Source organism: Porphyrobacter sp. LM 6, from assembly GCF_001720465.1.
Classification (GTDB): Bacteria; Pseudomonadota; Alphaproteobacteria; order Sphingomonadales; family Sphingomonadaceae; genus Erythrobacter.
The window spans coordinates 1,093,074-1,107,882 of the sequence record NZ_CP017113.1; the positions used below are offsets into that span (position 1 = coordinate 1,093,074).

General features: G+C 53.8%; 17 protein-coding genes and 1 riboswitch. Of the genes, 9 read left to right on the forward strand and 8 right to left on the reverse strand.

Annotated features, from left to right (window positions below; all coding sequences use genetic code 11):
• Positions 1 to 167: 167 nt before the first annotated feature.
• Together BG023_RS05280 and BG023_RS05285 are read left to right on the forward strand one after the other, a co-directional pair.
• A complete protein-coding gene (locus BG023_RS05280) occupies positions 168 to 410 on the forward strand; it encodes a hypothetical protein (protein ID WP_069309526.1) in 243 nt (80 codons plus the stop codon).
• Between the two features lie 22 nt (positions 411 to 432).
• Positions 433 to 1,410 (forward strand): helix-turn-helix transcriptional regulator, encoded by a 978-nt coding sequence (locus BG023_RS05285; RefSeq protein ID WP_083234557.1) that lies wholly within the window; start codon positions 433 to 435, stop codon positions 1,408 to 1,410.
• A 38-nt stretch (positions 1,411 to 1,448) separates the two neighbouring features.
• On the opposite strand, the gene BG023_RS14450 is transcribed toward BG023_RS05285, so the two are convergent.
• Complete coding sequence (locus BG023_RS14450) at positions 1,449 to 2,210, reverse strand: LEM-3-like GIY-YIG domain-containing protein (protein ID WP_083234558.1); 762 nt, start codon at positions 2,208 to 2,210, stop codon at positions 1,449 to 1,451.
• 327 nt (positions 2,211 to 2,537) lie between these two features.
• Here BG023_RS14450 and BG023_RS14680 point away from each other — a divergent pair, with 327 nt between their 5' ends.
• Positions 2,538 to 2,957: a hypothetical protein gene (locus BG023_RS14680; RefSeq protein ID WP_150122792.1), complete on the forward strand. Its 420-nt coding sequence runs from the start codon at positions 2,538 to 2,540 to the stop codon at positions 2,955 to 2,957.
• A gap of 77 nt (positions 2,958 to 3,034) precedes the next feature.
• On the opposite strand, the gene BG023_RS05295 is transcribed toward BG023_RS14680, so the two are convergent.
• The 4 genes from BG023_RS05295 to BG023_RS05310 form a co-directional block, all read right to left on the reverse strand.
• Positions 3,035 to 3,388, reverse strand: a complete 354-nt coding sequence (locus BG023_RS05295; protein WP_150122793.1) for a hypothetical protein — start codon at positions 3,386 to 3,388, stop codon at positions 3,035 to 3,037.
• A 1-nt stretch (position 3,389) separates the two neighbouring features.
• The gene (gene metK, locus BG023_RS05300; protein ID WP_069309530.1) at positions 3,390 to 4,574 is read right to left on the reverse strand and encodes a methionine adenosyltransferase; all 1,185 of its coding nucleotides are present in this window, start codon (positions 4,572 to 4,574) and stop codon (positions 3,390 to 3,392) included.
• Between the two features lie 97 nt (positions 4,575 to 4,671).
• The gene (locus BG023_RS05305; RefSeq protein WP_069311147.1) at positions 4,672 to 5,100 is read right to left on the reverse strand and encodes a DUF3293 domain-containing protein; all 429 of its coding nucleotides are present in this window, start codon (positions 5,098 to 5,100) and stop codon (positions 4,672 to 4,674) included.
• Between the two features lie 29 nt (positions 5,101 to 5,129).
• Positions 5,130 to 5,234: riboswitch (SAM-I-IV-variant riboswitch) on the reverse strand.
• A gap of 66 nt (positions 5,235 to 5,300) precedes the next feature.
• Positions 5,301 to 5,846 (reverse strand): hypothetical protein, encoded by a 546-nt coding sequence (locus BG023_RS05310; RefSeq protein WP_069309531.1) that lies wholly within the window; start codon positions 5,844 to 5,846, stop codon positions 5,301 to 5,303.
• Positions 5,847 to 6,077: 231 nt separating this feature from the next.
• Here BG023_RS05310 and BG023_RS05315 point away from each other — a divergent pair, with 231 nt between their 5' ends.
• Both BG023_RS05315 and BG023_RS05320 read left to right on the forward strand, forming a co-directional pair.
• A complete protein-coding gene (locus BG023_RS05315; RefSeq protein WP_083234560.1) occupies positions 6,078 to 6,809 on the forward strand; it encodes an NAD-dependent deacylase in 732 nt (243 codons plus the stop codon).
• Positions 6,806 to 7,378, forward strand: a complete 573-nt coding sequence (locus BG023_RS05320) for a hypothetical protein (protein WP_069309533.1) — start codon at positions 6,806 to 6,808, stop codon at positions 7,376 to 7,378. Before BG023_RS05315 ends, BG023_RS05320 begins: the two co-directional genes overlap by 4 nt.
• 29 nt (positions 7,379 to 7,407) lie before the next feature.
• On the opposite strand, the gene BG023_RS05325 is transcribed toward BG023_RS05320, so the two are convergent.
• Positions 7,408 to 8,451 (reverse strand): hypothetical protein, encoded by a 1,044-nt coding sequence (locus tag BG023_RS05325; RefSeq protein WP_150122795.1) that lies wholly within the window; start codon positions 8,449 to 8,451, stop codon positions 7,408 to 7,410.
• Between the two features lie 11 nt (positions 8,452 to 8,462).
• Positions 8,463 to 8,843, reverse strand: coding sequence for a helix-turn-helix domain-containing protein (locus tag BG023_RS05330; RefSeq protein ID WP_069309535.1), 381 nt, complete (start codon positions 8,841 to 8,843; stop codon positions 8,463 to 8,465).
• A gap of 302 nt (positions 8,844 to 9,145) precedes the next feature.
• Between BG023_RS05330 and BG023_RS05335 the strand changes: the two genes are divergently transcribed.
• A complete protein-coding gene (locus BG023_RS05335; RefSeq protein WP_069309536.1) occupies positions 9,146 to 12,172 on the forward strand; it encodes a tetratricopeptide repeat protein in 3,027 nt (1,008 codons plus the stop codon).
• A gap of 230 nt (positions 12,173 to 12,402) precedes the next feature.
• The gene (locus BG023_RS05340; RefSeq protein ID WP_069309537.1) at positions 12,403 to 12,792 is read left to right on the forward strand and encodes a hypothetical protein; all 390 of its coding nucleotides are present in this window, start codon (positions 12,403 to 12,405) and stop codon (positions 12,790 to 12,792) included.
• Between the two features lie 20 nt (positions 12,793 to 12,812).
• Here BG023_RS05340 and BG023_RS05345 read toward each other — a convergent pair whose 3' ends face one another.
• Positions 12,813 to 13,181, reverse strand: coding sequence for a hypothetical protein (locus BG023_RS05345; protein ID WP_069309538.1), 369 nt, complete (start codon positions 13,179 to 13,181; stop codon positions 12,813 to 12,815).
• A gap of 197 nt (positions 13,182 to 13,378) precedes the next feature.
• Between BG023_RS05345 and BG023_RS14685 the strand changes: the two genes are divergently transcribed.
• Both BG023_RS14685 and BG023_RS05355 read left to right on the forward strand, forming a co-directional pair.
• A complete protein-coding gene (locus BG023_RS14685) occupies positions 13,379 to 13,879 on the forward strand; it encodes a hypothetical protein (protein ID WP_150122796.1) in 501 nt (166 codons plus the stop codon).
• A complete protein-coding gene (locus BG023_RS05355; protein WP_069309540.1) occupies positions 13,876 to 14,106 on the forward strand; it encodes a hypothetical protein in 231 nt (76 codons plus the stop codon). Before BG023_RS14685 ends, BG023_RS05355 begins: the two co-directional genes overlap by 4 nt.
• Positions 14,107 to 14,809: the final 703 nt, after the last annotated feature.

The following is a 14,809-nucleotide window of genomic DNA, read 5'->3' on the forward strand; positions in this document are numbered from 1 at the left end:
CAGCCCAATCGACGACAAATATGGTCGCCCATGTCGCTTTCAGGCTTTTCAGCACCCCGCATGTATGACAGATTTGGTCGCGCAATAAGCTAACTAGGCCGCATGCCCCGCGACCAAATCTGTCGCAAGCCGCTCTACGAGTGGTTGTCGCGAAAGGAGAGTGAGGAATGCAAGGCTATGCGCAATACGATGAGGACAAGAACCGCCTTGAGGTCATTCGTCCCGGCGAAAATATGACCCGCTACATCCCCTGCATGAACCTTCGCCCGAACGCAGAGAAGGTGCACGGCGTTCAGATCAGCGGTGATGAGATTTGGGTTTTCACTGGCCCACTGACCAATCCTCGGCCCAACAAAAAATTCATCTACCGCTTCTCGTCGCTTTCAGGCGGCAGCAGCAAGATGCTTTAATTCCGGAGGGATCTGGCTCGCAATGACCCACCGTATGGCTAAATTAGATCGGCTTCTGTCTCTGGTTCACGCCATGGTTGATGAACCTGAGGGGCTGACGCTGGATGAAATGGCGCAGCATGTAGGGGTCAACCGCCGCACAGCAGAGCGGATGCGGGATGTTATCATGATGCATTTCGACCTAGAGCCAATGAGTGAAGGTCGGACTAAGCGGTGGCGCATAGCTGGCAAGCTAGGGCGCATGTTTACCAAGCCGACACCGACTGAGCTCGCGGCACTTCAAGCAGAAGTCGACGGCTACCGTAGATCGTCACAAGACGCGCAAGCTGATGTGCTAGCTAGCCTGCTAAACAAGATCAGGGGCGCCCTTGATGGGCCAACGCGCACCAGGACAGCCCCGGACCTCGAGGCCCTTACGCGAGCCCAAAGGATCTTTATCCCCGCTGGGCCTGGCATACCGATCGCGGCGGAAACACTCGCTGCGGTCCAACAAGCGATCATGGCGGGCATGATGTTGGAGTTCGACTATCAGGCCGAAGGAAAAGGTGACGCCGAGTGGCGGCGGGTCATTCCTTATGGCGTTGTCCATGGATCGATAAGTTATCTAATCGGCAAGCTGCCTGAGCGGGATGATCCCCCCGTATTCTATAGGCTGGACCGAATGGCTGTTGTTAATGTTAGTGACCGTCAAGGCACCGTGCCTGCTGATTTTGATATCGACCAATGGATGTCAAAGAGCTTCGGCATCTGGCGCGGAGAGGAATATGAGATAGCATTAAGGGTGCTGCCGACGGCGGCAGAGCTGGCCAAACAATGGCGCTTTCACACCCAACAGGTCTTGCTAGAAGAGACAGACGGCTCACTGCTCATCACATTTCGGGCTGGTGGCCTCAGGGAGTTGGCGATGCATTTGTGCACTTGGTCTGGTTCAATTGAGCCAGTTAGTCCAAAAGAGTTAATCGATGAAATTTCTCAGATCTCAAAGGCAATTTCTTTCTAACTAGGATTATGTTGCCGAAAGCTCCTTTTAAATTGCGCTCACGAATAATTGTAAAGAATTGGGCTGGCCATGCCCTTTCGACGCTGCAGAACAAGAGGCAATCGCTTGCCCAAGTACAGTCCTTCCGTATCTTGATCTGCGGGTTCGCCGATAAACCCGTATCGGCCAACCATATCCTGCTCTAGGTCTGGAAAATTGGCGATTGTGGCATCTACCCAATCGTTCGGGACGAATACGGCGCGACAGATGCCTTCAACCACGGCAAACACTAAGTCTGCTTTTCTCGCTCTCGACACATTGATACGCCATGCACACCTAACGGCATGATAATAGTTAGGCCTCTCTTGGACTGATCTCCTAACGTTGATCGCGATAACCTTGTGCTGGGGGTCAATCTCCATGACGTCTGCTCTATAACGCAAAACTAATTGCTCCGGAGCGCAAGGGCCTCGATCGTTGGAGCCATGCCCTCCCACCAAGTTCGTTAGGCCTGGTGTCGCGTCGATGAGCACAGCCTCGGCTACGAAGGCTTCTGCCTCCGACAAGCCGTGCCGATGGATAACATGTAGCGGTTTTAGGCCAGTGTTTCGAATATCTCTGATGGTTCGTAGTTTCAGAGAAAAATCATCCTCCGACGCGTCTTTGTAGTCACTTGCGAGCTCGTCGTCAGCGTGGGCAAAAACTCGATTGCCTTTGCCTTTCCCTACATAGAATGTCGTTCCGTCACGCGGATCGATCAGCCTGTAGACATAATACCCGAGTTCGCCGTGTATCTCAGGTGGAAATCTGTTGATGCTCACACTCTAGCCCTCATTCTTTCCGCCTCCAATTCGCGTCTTTTAGCGTGAACTGGGTTAGTCGCCAGTGCGCGATGAAAAATGCGGCCGCATTTGTCGTCGTTTCCCGGTCGGCAATGGCTCTCTTCACGGCCACATAGAGGCAAAAGCGACAAAACCGGACGCGCGAAATGTCGTGTGAGATACTGCTGCTGAGGATCAATCGGATTAACGATTTTCCTCAAATCAGAAATTAGGTCAAGCCTGGTTGGTCTCCGTCAGAGTTGCTATTGCCCATCTCAGATTGAAAAGAGATTCGCCCTAATCACGGGCCTAGATGCGGAGGGGAAAATGCCAAATATATTCGTCAAAGCTGACTGCGAAATCCAAGTAGACCTTCCTGAGGTGGGCTGGGTCTCAGATCAGTGGAAAAGTCGTGAAAATGAGAAGATTTGCGAAGAATATGGACATCCTAAGTGCACAATCAATTTTAGGATTGAAAACCCAGATGAACCCATCTGTCCGGTCATTATATATGTAGGAGATAATGAGGCGATTGAAGGGGGTATCTCTGTTGAGATGCAAAGCGAAACTAGGTATAAATTTACGATTAAGGGGACTTTTAAATCTAAGATCCACAAAGATGGTCTTGCCCTTCTTGATGCAGGTCAGAAGCCTATGCTGGAGGGCGTGACACGTTTCCGGCAGGGTTACGATTTTGAAGAGCCCCAGCCTACCGATTGCGAATTTTCATTGAAAAAGTTTAAGTGAGCTCCCGCTGGTAGCGAAAATTGCCATGAAACTTTGAGCATGAGGCGTGCCTCCAACTGGCACGCCTCCAGTCCTGCTCAGATTGGGATTGCGTACAACAGTCCATTGAGATTTGATCGAGTGGCCCCGTCAGGATCGCCATGCAGGTAGACCTCAAACGTCATCGTGACCGTTCTCGTCCCAGAGCTCGTGCCGATCGGCGTCTGGACGTCGAAGCCTTCGCCTTTACCATGGGTCACCTCGAAGGTGTGCTCGCCGCGCGGCCAGTCACCATGTTGCTTATAATAACGGCGGATGTACCACTTAGCCGCCTGCCGGTGCAAAGCATGATTGAAATTATAGACCATGCCGCCAGCTCCGTTCCATCCACCAGGGAACCGGGCGGTGATGTGCGGGCCGGAAGGCACTGCTGAACAGTAGGGATAGCTCATTTCAACGCCCTCCCAACTTTTCAAGCAACTGTACTGTGCGATCCACCCTTTCCCAGCGATAGATCTCGGAGGATTTCCAGCGCCCGAAATGGCCCAAAGCTGCAGTCCCTGTGTAAATGGGGCGCAGCAGATCCAAATCTCGAATTATGCCCGCTGGTGTCAGATCCCAAATGGCCTCAACCGCAGCTGAGATCTCGGTGTCTAGTGCAGCTCCGGTACCATAGGTTTCCACACTGACGGATACCGGTTCAGCTACGCCGATGGCGTAGGCCAGCTGCACGGTGCAGCGTTTAGCCAAGCCTGCAGCGACTATGTTCTTTGCCACATGGCGTGCCGCGTAGGCCGCAGAGCGGTCAACTTTGGTGGGGTCCTTACCGGAAAAGGCGCCGCCACCATGAGCGCATGCACCGCCGTAGGTGTCGACGATGATCTTTCTGCCCGTAAGACCGGTGTCGCCCTTGGGGCCACCCACGGTGAAGGGGCCAGCGGGATTGAGAAACGCCTTGAAGCTATCAGTGCGCAGGCTGAGCGGGATCACATGATCGAGCACCTCGGCGTCGAGGTATTCCCGGACTTCTTTGATCGAGATGTCCGGCCGATGTTGCCAGGAAAGCACGGCGGTATCGATCCCAACGGGAACGCCATCAACGTAGCGGACAGTCACCTGGGCCTTGCCGTCGGGTTTCAACACACCGCTACCAGGAACAATGAGGGTGCTTGCCCGTTGGATCAGATCCGACGCCAGCGACCAAGCCAGAGGTGTCAGGGCATCTGTTTCGTCCACCGCATGACCGAACATAAGGCCCTGATCCCCGGCGCCAGTCGTTTCGCCTCCATCGACACCGGCCTGGATCTCAGGGCTTTGGTGATTGAAGCGGACCTCGACCTCGCAGGTGGCTGGATCAATATCGTACTGATCGGAGCCGTAGCCGATCTGCTGAAGGGCATGGCGCACAATCCCAGGAGCGGCAGCGCGAACGGCTTTGAAATCTTCCACCCGCTCAGTCCGAAACTCGCCGGCAACGATGATCTTGTCGTTGGCCGCGAATGTCTCGCAGGCGACGCGGGCGTTACGGTCGCGCTCCAGGAATGCGTCAAGAATAGCGTCGGAAATCCGATCGCAAAGCTTGTCGGGGTGTCCAGCGGACACGGATTCCGACGTAAACAGACCATTGAAAACCGACATGGAAGGCCTCCGGTTTTAGCCATTTCGACGACGTCGGGGGTGGCAATCAGGAACAAATCCCCCCAGCCCGTGGGTGGGCCAGACCTATTTCAGAAAATCAGCGGAGAACGATCAACTCGGGCGTTCCGCTGGCATCGAACCATATGATCGCGTTTTGCTGATACTTGCGGCCCAGTTCACACGCCTGCTCCAAGCTAATACCAATCGCCGCATAGCTGGCCTCAGCGGGCCAGCTGGGATCATTGCCCTGACCAGCCCCGTCGATAACCACCGCCCCAAGGCCAACTAAATCTTCGCGAAGGTGAGCCTGTCGTGCCTTGTTCTCGTCTGCGGCAAGAGCCTCGCTGAAAGGATTTTCAGCCGTTATGAATGTGCCGCTGACAGCTTGCGCTGCATGGATCAGATCGGCCAATTCATTGGACGGCTGGCCGACGCGAAGTGCCAGGATGCCGTCTTTGGTGTGCACTAGGTACTGCGTTCGCTTGTAGGCCTCGATCAGTTCTGCCGGCACTTCAGAAACAGGCATAAAAAAACCCTCCATACGGAGGGTCGACACGGCTTCCGCTTCGTTGCTCCGAGGAGCCACATCTGCTTTCGCAAAACCACCTTGCCCGGATCGGCAGGTTGGCGTGGGTGTCGACCCAACTCTTGATGACTTGCGTCTGATACCAACTTTCTGCTGCTGGTGCAAGACGTTCCAAATCCGGATCAGTCCGTATGAGAATTCTAGCCAGCCACGAAAGCCGCCAACTCCTCATCTATGTAATCCTCTATCCGCCTGCCTTCAGGCACCCAGCTGTCAACGAAGAAGCCCTGATCGACCGCTGCTTTGATTGCGGCTTCAGGCGTTAAAAATAGACCGAACCATTCGAACTCCCAGCCACCTTGCCCGCAGCAGTATGATTTTGCAGCCAGGACCGCGCTGTTTCCGAGCCGATCCGAGATCGGGTACCCTTCTAGGTAAGGCCCATAAAACTCTGACCGGGCATATTCGACTTCCTGGCGCGCGTAGGCCGCACGATCCACGTCAGTAATTGGGTTTTCAGTCTCGATTTCAAGCCGATCCCTAACTTCCGCATCTTCGGCTTCGAGGGAATGCATCGTCCCCAGTGCGGCATCTCCAAACTCGTAAAATGCATCTGCGCCATCCTCATCCAGCCAGGCCTCTATTTCCTTCTCAGCTGAAGGGTCTGCCGTGCCATTACAGAGGCTGCCAATCGCCGCGTCGCGCGCGCTCCATAAGGATTGAGGGAGAGGAAGATAACCAGACATGAGTGAGCCAATCTTTGAGCCGAAAATCACCTACATCTATGGAGCGGCTCCAGTTTTCGCGCAACGGGCTAGGCTTCCTAGATGTGTCAATTGAGGTCATAGCTCTCTCTGTCTTAGTTGACGCCCAGCCAGAATTCAGCCCAAGAGCCGACAAATTAGAGGCGAGCTAACATAGCCCCCGTTGTCTAAGTGCTGAGCATGAAATGAAGGGTGTTTGATGGTGGTTCGGTCGTGAACCTGGTTGTGCTGACAGGGGCGGGAATATCTGCCGAAAGCGGTTTGGCAACGTTCAGAGCTGCAGATGGCCTCTGGGCTGATCAAGCCATCGAGGATGTTTGCACCCCGGATGCCTTCGCCCGCGATCCGAACGGAGTTTGCCAATTTTACGATGAACGAAAATCGTTAGCCGCTCGAGCCCGGCCCAACGCAGCACATCGAGCGCTAGCTGCTCTTGAGCAACATTGGCGCGAACATTCCTATGGCGACTTCTTACTTGTCACCCAGAACGTCGACGACCTCCATGAGCGTGCTGGATCGAAAAATCTCATTCATATGCATGGAAGGCTGAACTCTGCCTTTTGCATGGAATGCGGCTTTCAGATGGTTAGGCACGGGCCCCTTGAGGATAGCCGGGAGTGCCCAATCTGCCAGCTGGAGGCGCTAAGGCCGGACATCGTTTTCTTTGGCGAAGCGCCCAGAGGGCTGCCGCAAATTCAAGCGGCCCTCAAAACGTGTCATCTTTTCGTCGCCGCCGGCACGTCAGGGACCGTTTTCCCCGCGGCGGGCTTTGCTCAGGAAGCTGGCTCCCAGGGAGCTAAGAGGCTTCTGCTCAATTTGGAGCGGCCTGAGTTCGCAGAACACTTCTCTGCAATGAGGTTGGGGCCTGCAAGCCAGATTGTCCCTGAATGGGTGAGTGAAATTGTTGGCTCCGCAACGAGTGTCTTCCGGAGCGATGGGCAGTGAGCTCCGATGACCAGGCGATCTATTACCTACCCGGGCGCGGCGGCAGGGTAGATGAGGGGCTTGGCTTAGCTCTCCAAAGCCGGGGCTTCGTCGTTTACGGACGCCAGCTGTTCGGAGAGTTCCAGCGGCTAAGATTTTCAGATCAGATCCAGGCGATCGCCGAAGACCTTAAACAGGGGTTTTGGAGGGAGGATGCCTTAGTCGTTGCCAACTCCTTTGGCGCATATCTTTACCTGCATGCGCAAACACTCCAGGATCCATTTCCCGGCAAGGTCCTGCTGCTCTCCCCTATCATTGGGGCCACTGCTGCCCCAGGGAATGGCCCAAGGTTCTCACCGCCATTCGCCGAGCGGCTCCTAGAACTTGCGCAAAAGGGTGAACTCACCAAACCCACTAACTGCGAAATTCACGTTGGCGAATTAGATTGGCAGAGTGAACCAGCTAAGGTCGAATGCTTCGGTGAACTCACAGGGATTCCTGTAACGGTCGTGCCTGGAGGTGCCCATATGCTCGACAAGAAATACGTTTCAGGCCTGCTTGATCGCTGGCTGCCGGACCTTGTTAGGTAAGCACAGAAATCGTCGCAGGCCTGGTTCCGTTACCAACCGCTCGAAGATCTGACAGGCCTTGGCTCCGGAATATTGGGGGCAAGGACGACGGGTTTGTCGATCTGGATGTCAGATGAACCAACAAGCTGGGCTCCCGTCTTATCAGTGAAAACGTTCGCGATGGATTTCACGCCAGCCAGTGCTGCGCTCCCGGGCAGAGCGGCAAGGTCCTTTGCATAGTAATCGAACCATGGGAGCCCCGCCTCAGTGTAGTCTTTTGCTGTTGGCGGCTCATTCCGCGCAGCCTCGCCAGTGACTGCCTTCCAGTCCTTCGCATGAATAAGCGAGACGAACACGCGTTCGGTTGCCTCCCAGTCCCAATCCTCAAGAGCGAAATTATCTTCATAGATCTCTTGGTGCATTCGCCCGCCTGCTCCGAGGCCCATCTCCGCGCTCTCGCAGCACATGCTCATGCAAGCATCCATAAGCATCGCATTGCGTCTGGATTCCTTTATCCTTTTCCAGACCGACGTCTTGAGTGGCGTGACCGATATTTGCACGCCACCCCACTCACTGTTTTGTGTGAGCTGCTCCTCAACCGAATAACCCTCGCCAAGAGGCATAGCGACGAATTGTCGGATTACACCTTTCTCAATCGCAAATCCGTCCAACCAAGGCTGGGATGGCGATACTACGTAATCCTGAGGGTCACGATGGAGGCCTGGGCGCCAACTCTCACCCGACACCGCGTTGATTTTGCCAGCCGCAATTTTAACCGCAACCGGGAGACCGTACCCGGTCTCCATCGAGTTGCCATCGGACCATTCTGGACCATCGTTGTCGAAGTTCATCCACATGGCTTCAGCTTGCCACATGGGCATAATCACTCCGCCGCGATCTAAGGTATGGCCGGGTAGATTTTCAGCGTAGTCCTCAACATGACGGAGCGGAAATGTGCCCAACCCTGGCGGCAAAAAGTAAGTTTGATCGGTGTCTGGGATACGCAACGTGCGCATGAAACTGATCGAGAACTGCGCATCAGGTTCAATGCTTGGGAAGCGAAAAACCAGGTCATCATCTTCAAGTGTTGGCATTGAACTTCCTTTCACCATTGACCGTCACGCACATCCCGCACGATCTTGAGCACCGCTTGGTCAGGCATGGATTTGATTGAGCGGATCAAATCCGCAAAAAGTTTAGGGCGAGAGAGGATCGCCTGTCGGAGGTCGGCTGATATCTTTCCGGCCATGGCCAGCAGGACATCGGCATCTTCTCCGAGCTCATCCGCCAGCTTGAGTAGTGTATCCTCACCTGGCGGCGCGACCTCGTCACGCTCAACGCGGGAGAGATATGCAGGCGTTACGCCACAGCGCATGGCTAACTGGCGCAACGTGAACGCTCGGTTACCCACCGCCAGTGCTTCGCGCTTCTGACGAAGGTAATCACCTAGCGAGGCGTTTTTTGAACTGTTAAGCAAGTGTTTCATGTTGTCTAAATAGACACCATTTTTTCCACGTCAAGGTTTGCGCGCCTAGTCCGCTGACGGTGCATGCCAAATGAGGACATTGTTGGTCGCACTCAAACGGGCTGGCCTGCAAAACAACGCCTTAACCTTATCCAACGCTATTGAGCACAAAGCCGTTCGCAGTCAGAGTCAGGCAGAAGGATCAACCTCGAATCAAGATCTCGAGTGATCTGAATGAATTCGTGAGGGCATAAGTGACGGGGCATAGCATCAATTGGAACCCACTGGTTCGTAGGGATTTTGAGGGTTTCAAAAAGCTTGCGATGGAGATCGAGGACCCCAGCGCGCGTGAGAAGGCACTTCTCAAAGCCGGTGGGCTTATCGATGCACTAATGGGTGAGTTGGTTAGGATCGGCTATTTCACCGACCCTGAAAGCGTCAATTATGCCATAGATAAATATAAGACGGCTATTGATGACGGTCTTGAGCTAGAACTTAGAAAAAAACTCTTTCAAGAGGTTTCGACCTTCACACAATATTTCGAAGACTGCACAGCGCTAACATATGTGCCCTTCGTTCTGGGGGATACGGATCGCGGCATAGTCTCCACCGCCACCCTTGATTACGTCAGTGTCGCAAAAATCGAGGAAGGCGCCGACCCGATGCTCGTTCCTCGTCATGTTGTCCGCATGATTGAGGGCAAGCATCCGGTTAACCGAGGGGCTGTGTTTGGCGGCCTTTTAAGCACGGGAGACCCGAGAGTTTGCTCGGATCTACTTTGGGACCTGCGGCACCAGCTCTCTGAAGATGAAATCAATGAGGCCTGCCTTTGCCACACCGGCTTTATTGGCAGTGCAGCGGTTGAGTTCTTCCTGAAATGGCTCGAAGAAATTGTTCATTTGGGGCAGGATGGCCTGTTCGGCAAACTGGCTTCAGGCTTGGCCCTGTTACGCCGAAACGTTCAAACGGAGTTCGTGTTCACGGGGCAGCGGCCGTTTCCTTATGCCAGCCTACAGGGCGAAGAACTTTTGGCCATTCTGAAGCCCGTGCCAATTGACGATTTCACGCGTCAAATTGCCTCCCGAATGCTTCATCTTAGTAGTCTTGAGCACGAACCCAGGGTTATGGCTGAAGTGCTCCGGATTTGGAGTATATGCACTCTGCCTGATGCCAAAGGCATTCTAATAAGCGACGACCTGACTGAAAGGTGTTGGGAGCTTATTAAGGGACCGAGGAAGTCCGACCCGAATGTAAACGAGGCGCTTTGCGAGATTATCGATGCCTCGATAGGCATCAGTGGCGATTTTTCCCTAGCTTCCAAAATCGGTGAAGAAATCACCAAACGTGGGGTACCCGCCATCTGGGAGTTCGTGTTTTCTCGAGGGGAAGCCGCGATCACGAACCAACGTTGCGACGGGCCTAACGGAGCAACTTGGGGCCAAATCATCGCGATGCCGGTGGTATGTGATACTGACACTAGCGACGAGCAGATCGTCGAAATTTGCCAGGCAATCCCACCACTTCCGGATGGTCAGGAGTTCAAGTTCTGTCCAGTGATCATGACGTGGTCCAACCTCAACAGGATTGCCTCCACTCGCCTTCTTCACGCTATGCTGCAAAAGTGGCGGACCGACGAAGATAAGCCGGCAGTGGAAGCTGATATCACAATGTATGCCGCAGCCACCCGTGAGGAGACGGCTCTGGATGAGGTAGTGTTTCAGCGGAATCAGATTTCTAAATTGCGCTTCCTTGTCGGCTATCGCTTTGAGACTGAGGACTTCCCGGATTACCCTCAGGATCAGAAAGTCGAGTGGTCTTCTCAAGCCAACGAAACACTGCAGTCGGCGTGTGGAGACAAAACCATTGGGGTTAGGTCTCCTCGTCCCCTCGGGTATGCGCTGTATACCGCTCAGAGCGTAATGACTGAGTTAAACGCTAAAGCTGCAGTCTGGATTGCTGAACGTTACCACTCTCCTGTGGCGCAGGATAAATTTGGGATCCGCCTGGCAGCTTATGGCAACCTATACACCGGGCTAGCAGATTGCTTTGAGGCGACGGCCTATGATTTGGAAAATGGCGAGACCATTTTTCGTCGAGAGATTCCGATCGTTCTCCCGAGCGTCAGGCCGCACTGGAAGCAAGAGCTAGATCATCTTAGGGTCAATTTGGAAGCTGGTGGCTGCCCTTACGTGGCGGTCGCGCCCATCCTTCAGAGCATTTATCTGAACGACCGGATTTTCGAGGAAACAAAGTGCGTCAAGGTTACTCTTGGCGCCCCGACATCTCTGGGTGACCAGGCTGACGACGGCCTTCCATTTGAGAACATTTCAGAAATCGCTGAGGAAAAGCAACGTTGGCACACGGAGGGAGAACGTCTCCATGTTGATGCTGAGGCGTTTAAATTAGCATGCGCAGGGCAGCTCGGACTCGATATTGAAACCGTCCGAGCATCAGGCGAATTCGCGCTCATCAAGGGACGCTGGTTTCCGACAATTCTCATTTTTATGCGTAATGCCAAGGCCGCAGATGGTTCGCCCATAGATTGGCCGCTGGATGCCACGTTAGTCGATACCGCAGTTAGAGCCGCTGCTGTCGAGACCGGCCGCCGCTGGGCCCATTGGACTTTTGGCGGTGTTTCAGAAGAAACCGAGGAGGTCGATGTCGAGGCCGTTTACAAGTTGGCACTCAATGATGACCTGGCAGCGCAGGTGCAGCTGGCCCAAATCCTTTACCGAGGCGATAAGGTCGAGCGAAACTTGAGCACTGCTCTGCAATGGTTTCGTAAAGCCGCCTCTCAAGGTCATGGCGAGTCCCAAGCAATGGTTGCCTACATGTTGGATGAAGGCCTCGGATGCGCTCAGAATGAGGTTGAAGGTCTGCACTGGCATCGATTGGCAGCAGAGAATGGTTCTGCCTATTCGCAGAGGAAGTTGGCTGCTGCATACGAAGCTGGGGAACTGCTCCGGCAGGACTATGAAGAGGCAGCGAAGTGGTACAGATTAGCTGCCGACCAAGGTTCTCCCGACGCCCAATTTTCCTTAGGCTGGCTGCTGTACTCCGGAAACGGCGTGCCTGAAAATCTCGAAGAGGCAGCTGAGTATTTCGAGCGATCGGCCCTCCAGGGAAATGCCGCTGCTCAGTATAACATCGCGGCGATGTACGGCCATGGCGAGCACGCACCCGTTGATCGTGTTAAGTCATATGCATGGTTCCGCTTGGCAGCCGAGCAGGAATATGAAGGGGCAGAAGGCGCGATCGAGGATATTTGCAGCAGGATGTCTGCTGATGAGATGGCAAAAGCAAAGGAACTTGCCAAAGAGCTAGCGGCAACGATTGGGGCTCAACGATAGATCCAATAATTTGCCCGAGTGGGAGGCATGCTCACGGTCAAGCAGACTGAGATATCCCTAGCGGCACTTCTAGTTTGGTAGCACATGGGCATTGCCTGACGCTATGCCAATCGGGGACATGCGTTATTGCTCTGGCGTCAGCTTTGATCTCGACAACCTAGACCGCATCCCCTCATTTGTCTCCAACACGGCAGGCAGGCTATTCGTCTGTTATATCGCTCAGGGGGGGGATGATGTTCGGTCTCTTCAAAAAGAAGCCAAAGACACTTTTGGATCAGTTCATTGTGGCAGCCTACGGAGATCGTCCTCCCAAAGCGCGCAGAGCCGATCTCGGGATGGCGGTAGACTTAGCTCATAGTTCTCTTTTGATGGGCGCGGTTGAAAAATCTGAAATTTCCGACATTGCGAGAGGGCTGTTTGATGGTGAAATCCCCTATTCCACCCATGATCTAGCACTCGCGACGGCTCTAAACTTTTTCAAGCGCCCCGAATTACGGGAAGACTTGGCGACCGCTCAGCTCATGGCTCGCCTGACCGCGCTTGGATGGCTGCAGGAGGGTAAGGTTGTCCCGCTTCTGATGAAGTCCTTCGAAGCCACGCTGTATAAAGCTTTCAAATAACTCCGGGCTTGCCAAACGCTTCATGCCCAGGCCTGGGCGATCAGCAGCGCCAAGACGATCAGGGTCAGCCACGGCCACGGCGTCGCCCATGGCGACTGGACCTTCACGCTCTCAAGCCTAGCTATCGCTGCTAGAACGGCCGCCTGTTGAAAATGCAGGTCCTTGATCGCTGCCTTCATCAGCTCAGTTTCTACATAGGTTGAGGCATCGTCGGCCAGAAGCTCGACCTCTTCCAGCAGCCGAAGCACTTCGCGGAGGCGTGGCAGTGCGTTCGGATCAGGCGTGCCGAGCAGCGCCATGGCATCCTGATGCTTGCTCTTGGCTAGCGTCAGCATGTGGCTGATGTGTTCAACAGCAGCGTCAGGCAGGTCTGGATCGGCTTTGCCCATAGGCCGGCATTACCCCATTTCGCCGCAGAGATGTGCAGGAGAACCTCTATTTTTGAACGACTTCGACGGAAGCCGGAAAAATTCTATTCAAGCTCGAAATTAGATCAAGACTGTTTGTGCTACGCCGGCATGCTATCACGGCGTTAGCACACGCGTGTTTCCAATGATTCCAAACCGGAAATAGTGGAGGGGGTTGAATGACTAAAGAATTGAAAGCTGCTGTTGCAAAGCGGCGGATCGCTAAATTTCGTCCCGGCTGGGAAGAACTGGATCTCACAGAATTTACCTCAATATCTGAGGATGCGGCAGAGTTGGTCGCGGCGGTTGAAGACTCGGTTGATTTGCGTAATTTGGAAGAGATTTCAGATGCTGTTGCTGAGATACTCTCACGTCATAAAGGTTCGCTTGACCTTGGCGGCCTGAAGTCTCTCTCAGTTGCGGCGGCGGCCTCGCTTGCGAAGCATGACGGTTGGCTGCACATGGAGATTCCCGAGCTAAGTGATGACGCTGCCCTCGCTTTGTCCAAGGGCATTGTCTCTCTTAAATTGACCAAACTCGAGAAGCTCGACGGCACACCTGGACACATTGCGCTTGCCCGGAAGCTTGCCGCCGATGGCACCGTAAATGTCATGTATTATCTCGAAACTGTTTCAAAGGACCTGCTCGCCGCCGTCCCTGAATTTAAGCAAAAGACATGAAAGAAGGCCTGAATTCCAAACCCAGTGTTGGCATCGCAGCTGGTGGTTTGGACGATCTACAGCCAAAGGAAATAATTCAGATTTGTGCGAGCGCCTTGCAGGATATCTCAAACGTGCTCGCGCAAAATATCATAGAAAAGGACACGGTTTTATACAACGATAAGGCGGCGGCCAAATTGATGAAAAAATACATCGATGATGCTCTTTTCTGGCACAACGCAGGATGACCGTTCACGCCATAGCCTGCCCATTCGAAGGTGATATAGAGATAGGCACGCTATGGCCGAAGCCGGTATTAGAAATTTGATTACAACGTCACAAAATCAATGGCTTGCGAACCAGAGAACTTCGGATTGGGGTTCTGCATCCTCCGCCATTTAACCCATTGGAATCATTCTATTCCTTGGGTTCGGCGCTAAAAATCCCGTGGGTTTCAAGGGTTATAGGTAAAAGCCTCTTCACCGCCTCGCGATGGATACGACCCGTTTTTGCTCTCTTCGGCCCGATATTCTCCCAAGCTCTCGACTGCGCTGGATTTGGTGGATGAGTATATTCAACTGAATTACAAGGGTTTTATCAGGTGGCAATTGGGCCGTTGGACTCCGGTAGGGTCTGTAGATTCCTCCCGCATCGAACTCGATTGCATGCTACGCGTGAGGCCCTGTGCGGGCTCAACGTCAAGCTGCCCGAAGGCATGCCAACCTTGGTCTGTTGAAACAGAGCCGAGGCATTGCTTACCGAGCGCTCATGCGCAACAAGATGACGTGCACTGAGAACTGCTGATTAGGTCTCAGGATCCGAGTTAACTTGATAAGAGGAGAGGAATTCTGAGCGCCAAGTGGGAAATAGATGGTTCGGTAATTTCGCTTGTCGACCCTGACGGCAATAGAAGTCAGCCATCCCCCACTGCCGTTTACCGTGCACTGGTAG